Source organism: Kitasatospora sp. NPDC056531 (genome assembly GCF_042794375.1).
Classification (GTDB): Bacteria; Actinomycetota; Actinomycetes; order Streptomycetales; family Streptomycetaceae; genus Kitasatospora.
Window position 1 is genome coordinate 1 of sequence record NZ_JBHTTU010000193.1, and the last position, 4,975, is coordinate 4,975.

Annotated in this window: 6 protein-coding genes and 1 riboswitch; of the genes, 5 read left to right on the forward strand and 1 reads right to left on the reverse strand. The window is 72.5% G+C overall.

Annotation, left to right across the window (positions count from 1 at the left end; genetic code table 11):
* Window positions 1-447: DUF998 domain-containing protein (locus tag ACFQ87_RS43890; RefSeq protein WP_380616650.1), on the reverse strand; the 447-nt coding region annotated here is incomplete at its 3' end.
* 428 nt (window positions 448-875) lie between these two features.
* On the opposite strand from ACFQ87_RS43890, the gene ACFQ87_RS43895 reads away from it, so the two are divergent.
* The 5 genes from ACFQ87_RS43895 to ACFQ87_RS43915 are packed head-to-tail and all read left to right on the forward strand — an operon-like array spanning window position 876 to window position 4,610.
* Window positions 876-1,271: a universal stress protein gene (locus ACFQ87_RS43895; RefSeq protein WP_380616651.1), complete on the forward strand. Its 396-nt coding sequence runs from the start codon at window positions 876-878 to the stop codon at window positions 1,269-1,271.
* The gene (locus ACFQ87_RS43900) at window positions 1,268-2,383 is read left to right on the forward strand and encodes a Vms1/Ankzf1 family peptidyl-tRNA hydrolase (protein ID WP_380616652.1); all 1,116 of its coding nucleotides are present in this window, start codon (window positions 1,268-1,270) and stop codon (window positions 2,381-2,383) included. The genes ACFQ87_RS43895 and ACFQ87_RS43900 overlap by 4 nt, the downstream gene beginning before the upstream one ends.
* A 37-nt stretch (window positions 2,384-2,420) precedes the next feature.
* Window positions 2,421-3,224, forward strand: a complete 804-nt coding sequence (locus tag ACFQ87_RS43905; RefSeq protein ID WP_380616653.1) for a sigma 54 modulation/S30EA ribosomal C-terminal domain-containing protein — start codon at window positions 2,421-2,423, stop codon at window positions 3,222-3,224.
* A gap of 32 nt (window positions 3,225-3,256) precedes the next feature.
* Window positions 3,257-3,493: a hypothetical protein gene (locus ACFQ87_RS43910; RefSeq protein ID WP_380616654.1), complete on the forward strand. Its 237-nt coding sequence runs from the start codon at window positions 3,257-3,259 to the stop codon at window positions 3,491-3,493.
* Between the two features lie 16 nt (window positions 3,494-3,509).
* Window positions 3,510-4,610 carry a hypothetical protein gene (locus tag ACFQ87_RS43915; RefSeq protein WP_380616655.1) on the forward strand — a complete coding sequence of 367 codons (1,101 nt, stop codon included), beginning with the start codon at window positions 3,510-3,512 and terminating at the stop codon, window positions 4,608-4,610.
* Window positions 4,611-4,708: 98 nt separating this feature from the next.
* Window positions 4,709-4,874: riboswitch (TPP riboswitch) on the reverse strand.
* Window positions 4,875-4,975 lie beyond the last annotated feature (101 nt).

The following is a 4,975-nucleotide window of genomic DNA, read 5'->3' on the forward strand; positions in this document are numbered from 1 at the left end:
CCGCAGGGCGGAGCCGAAGAGTACGGCGGCGATCACCGCGGCCGTGAACTCGAGCAGGCCGGTAAGCGTGTGCGGTTGGGCGAGCTGCGCCGCGAGCGTGCCCCTGTCGCGGGCTCGGCAGACGACGTCGGCCGACGGCGCGCACGGCATTGGCCACAGGCCGTCGGCCGCCGAGCACAGCCCGGTGGCCGCGAGGGCGATCACGGCGGCAAGCCCGCGCCGACTCCCGCCGACACACGAGCCAGCCAGGCCGATCGCGAGGGCGGCCAGGCTCATCCCGCTGGCCGCGTCACTTGCGCGGAACAGCACAGAGGCGGGCTGCCCCGGCACGGACAGCTCGCTGACGTACGACCGGAGCAGGCCCAGCCGCGAGCCCACCACCCATTGCAGCGGAAACGAACTATAGGCGAGGGCCCCGAGCAGCCCCACCGCCGCAGCCGCTGTCACCCAGGGCCTGCCCCGGGCACACGGGGATCTCACCATCAGCAACGGCGCGCCCATGATCACGGCTCCCGTCCAGCACACCCGCCAAGGCCCGCCGACCCACCGCCTGGCCGCAGACGAGTGCCTGTACTTGTGTTTCCATGCTGCTGCGCCGATCGCGCGAGCGCGATGGGAGATTCGTTTGTCCCACTTCAACCACCCTCTACGGTAGGCGCGTTCACGTACCGTGGCAGTCTGCCGCACCACCGACGGTCGACGCTCGGCTCCGTACAGCACACCGGCCCCAAGCTCCCCGATCCGGGCTGGACCACGCTCCTCCGGAGATTCAGCCCGGCATCGTGTCCCCGGAAGCGCGGCAGGGCCAGGTGGCCCCATCCGTTGGAGACGACCGGACCTTGGACCGGAGCGGGTGGCCTGGGCACGGTGGTGCTGTGAGAAGGAGAACGAGGTCCACCACGGCCGGTGAGGACCGCACGGTGCGCCGCGTCGTGGTGGGGGTGGACGGCTCGGCGGTCTCCCGGCTGGCGCTGAGGTGGGCCGTCGACCAGGCCCGGCTCACCGGCGCCGTGGTCGAGGCGATGACAGCCTGGACATACCCGACGATCAGCGCCTGGGCCAGGACGAAGGCCGGTCCCCAGATCGACCACTCTGCGCAGAAGGCGCTGGCCCGTACCGTCGAAGAGGTCGTGGGCCCCGAGCCGCCCGTGGAGATCCGGCGGAGCGCGGTCCAGGGCCACGCCGCCGAGGCTCTGCTGAAGCACGCCCCCTGCCCGGTCGTGGTGGTCCCCGCAGCCGCAGGCGGACCGTTTCAAGGAGAAGTCACATGACTACTGGAACAGAGACCGACACTCAGGCCCTGCGAGCGCTGCTCTCGGCATCCGGCCCATTCCTGTCGGTCTACTTCGACCTCGATCCGCGCCCGGAGATGGGCCTGGACGCCGAGGAACGCTGGCAGGGGCTCTGCCGCAACCTTGCAGGCCAGGGGGCCCGGGCCGACGAGCTGGACGCCCTGACCCGGCGCTTCCTCTCCTCCCAGCCCGGCTCCGGCGTGCTCGCCGCCTTCGCGGCGGGCGGAGAGGTGGCGCATTCGGCCGTCCTGCCCGGCTTCGATCAAAGGGACCTGGCCCTCAGAGCGTCCCTGCCACACCTGCTGCCGCTGCTCACCTGGCGCCAGGACCACCCCGCCCACGTGGTCGCCGTGGTCGACCGTACCGGAGCCGACCTGCGGCTCTATCTCGACGGTGCCACGGAGGGCGCAGGCCGGACCGTCATCGGCCCGGACGACGAGATCGAGCGCAATCGGCCCGGCGGCCGGTCCCAGATGCGCTACCAGCACCGGGCCGAGGACTCCTGGGAGCACAACGCCGTCAAGGTCGCCGAAGCACTCGGCACGGCGCTGGCCGAGGTCGACGCCCACGTGCTGATGCTGGCCGGCGACGTCCGCGCCCGGCAGTACCTCACCAAGCACCTGCCCACATGGGTCCGCCGTGATGTGTCCATCCGGTCGGTCAGCGGCAGCCGCAGCCCGGACGGGGCCTGGCCGCACCGTATGGCCCAGGTCGAGACGGAGACCTGCCGCGCCGGCCAGGAGCAGACGACCGTGCTGCTGCGCGGCTACACCGAGCAGCTCTCGCCGCACGGCCACGCGGTGGAGGGCATCTACGCGACCGTGCGCGCGCTCGCCGACGGGGCACTGCGCACCCTGCTGATCACCGACGGGCTCGCCGGCCGCCGTAGCGCCTGGCTCGGCCCCGGACCCACCGACATCGCGGACCAGCCCGCCTCCCTGCCCCAGGACCTCAAGCCAGTGGTGCGGGCGGACCTCGCGGACTCCGCCGTCCGGTCGGCACTGCTCACCGGCGCCGACGTCCGAGTCCTTGCGTCCGGTATCCCCAGCAACCCTGCCCAGGGGATCGGCGGCCTGACCCGCTACACCTGACGCCCGCACGACCACGGCCACGAACGGAGGAAATCCGATGGCAACCGATCCAGTGGCCAGCCAGACACCCGAAGTCGAGCTCGAAGCCCAGGGCGACCTCCCGCCCGAGATGGCGGAACTCGCCCGCAACAAGGTGCTCATGCTCCTTGATGGGATCCGCGAGCCCGTCCTGCACGTCCGCATCCGGCTCACCCGGATGCACAACCCCGCCACCGAGCGACCGTTCATCGCCCAGGCCGATCTGGACGTCAACGGCCGCGCCGCCCGGGCGCATGTGGCGGCCGAGTCGATGTCCGAGGCGATCGACCTGCTGCGTGACCGACTCGCCCGGCAACTGGCCCGGCTCCGCCGACACTGGGAGGCCCAGCGCGGCGCCCTGCCGAAGGCCGACGAGCACGAGTGGCGGCACGGCAGCGAGCCCACCCACCGGCCCGACTACTTCCCCCGCCCGCCCGAGGAACGCGGGATCATCCAGCACAAGTCCTTCTCCCTGGCCCGCGAGAGCGTCGACGAGGCCGCGTTCGAAATGGACACCATGGACTACGGCTTCCACCTGTTCACCGAGATCAACAGCGGCGAGGACAGCGTCCTCTACCGCACCGCGCCCGCCGGCTACCGGCTCGCCCAGGTCCATCCCCACCCCGAGCAACTCGGCACCACCGCCGTGCCGCTGACCGTCAGCCCCGCCCCCGCGCCCAGGATGACCTCCGCCACCGCGAAGGGGCGCATGGACGCCCTCGGGCAGCCGTTCGTGTTCTACGCCGACGAATTCACCGGCCGGGGCAACGTCCTCTACCACCGCTACGACGGCCACTACGGCTTGATCACACCCGCCGAATAGCCAAGCCGATACCCCGCTAAGAGGAGCCAACGATGAAACCCGACACACCCGCCAGCCAGCCGGACGTAGCCCTCCACCCGACCGGCCGCGACGTCGAGAGCGCCGTCGAGCGCGTCGAGCTGCTGGAGGCCCAGGTCCAGGCCCTCGGCCAGGCCATCCGCGCCCTCATCCAGGGCATGGAGGACATTCCCGACCAGGAACCCGACCCCGAACGCCCCGCCCGCGCCGCCCGCCTCGCCCACGAACTCCTGCTCTCCCAAGGACTCTAGCCACTGGGGAGCCGACATGAGACTGACCTTCCTCGGCCCGCTGTACGCGAGGCAGGGCCCCTACGCCTGCGCCTACGTCGACACCTCGCGCGACCTCGACGACCCCGACCGCGCGATCGAGCTGCGCCGCCGCTACCTGGAGGCCCAACTCGCCGCCCAGGGTGCCGACCTGGCCACCACCGGGGCCATCGCCCAGGTCGTCGGCACCGACCGCGACCTTCCCGGCCGGCACGGCCAGGCGATCTTCGCCGCCCACGGGCGCCTCGCCCTCGCCGAGGAACTACCCGAACCGCCGCCCAGCGACACCGCCCGGCTCACCATGGTCCCCGACGCGATGCCGCTCGCCCTCCAGCACGCCCCGGACATCCCGTACGTGGCCGCGGCCGTCCACCGGGTCCCCCAGCCGCCGGTCGCCCGCGTGGCGGAGGCCGAGGTCGAAGTCACCGTCCAGGCCGGCCGCTGGCCTGCCACCCGCGTGGCTCCCGGACACCGCAGCCGACGACAGGTCCCGGCGGAGGAGTGGCGGCAGGCCGCCGTCGCGGTCGCCGGCCGAATCGCCGACCTGGCCGACCGCGGCGACGCCGAGGAGATCGTGCTGTCCGGTGACCACCGGGCCCGTAACACCATCGCCCGTGAACTGCCCAAGCGCCTGCGCCCGCGGATCGTCGGCATCGACAGCACCGGCTGGGACGCCGAACCCGAACGCGCCCTGCTGGAGGAGGAACTCCGCTACCTCTTCCGCGGCCGGCTGTCCGCCCGCGACCAGGCCTCCGTCGAACGCTTCCTGGCCCGACGCGCCCGCGGCAGCGGAGCCGCCGAGGGGCTTGCGGTAACGGTCGCCGCCCTGCGCCGGGGCCAGGCCGAAGCCGTCCTGATCAACGACCCCTTCGACCTGCACCAGCGGCTGTGGGTCGGACTGGCACCGAAGCAGATCGGCCTCACCGAGGTCGAGTTGAGAGGCATCGGGGTGGAGTCCGGCTGGCAGGAACCGGCCGACGCCGCGCTGATCCGCGCCATCGTCGGCACCGGCGCGGAGCTCGTCGTCGTCCCCCGCGACGAACTCCCCCTCCCGGACGGCCTGGGAGCCCTCCTCCGCTACCCCGATGCCACCGGGTGAACCCGCCCCAAGGCTCGGACGAGCACAAGCTCCAGCCTGGTCGCCGACGGCCCGCGCCGGTCTGCAGCCAGCACGGGCCGTCTTCCCTTCCCGCGATGGAACCTGCAAGGTGGGCTCCCTACGCCGGAATTGCCCGGATCAGGTAGTGGAGGTCACCGTCGGGTGCTCGTCGACACCCCTCCGGCCTCTCAGCCCGACCGTCGGCCCTGAACAGCCCAGTTGACCATCCGGGGCCACTCCGGCCGAGCTCCCTCGCTCGCCCTGCAGGCCAATTTCCACGCTACTCGCGCCCCACCGCGTCACCAGGGCCGAACGGCCCCGGGGGGGGGGGGGGGGGGGCGGCGCGGGGGGGGGGAGGGGGGGAA

Coding starts and splice junctions, on each gene's coding strand:
- ACFQ87_RS43900 (WP_380616652.1), top strand. CDS start 1,268: ATGACTACTGGAACAGAGACCGACACTCAGGCCCTGCGAGCGCTGCTC.
- ACFQ87_RS43905 (WP_380616653.1), top strand. CDS start 2,421: ATGGCAACCGATCCAGTGGCCAGCCAGACACCCGAAGTCGAGCTCGAA.
- ACFQ87_RS43910 (WP_380616654.1), top strand. CDS start 3,257: ATGAAACCCGACACACCCGCCAGCCAGCCGGACGTAGCCCTCCACCCG.
- ACFQ87_RS43915 (WP_380616655.1), top strand. CDS start 3,510: ATGAGACTGACCTTCCTCGGCCCGCTGTACGCGAGGCAGGGCCCCTAC.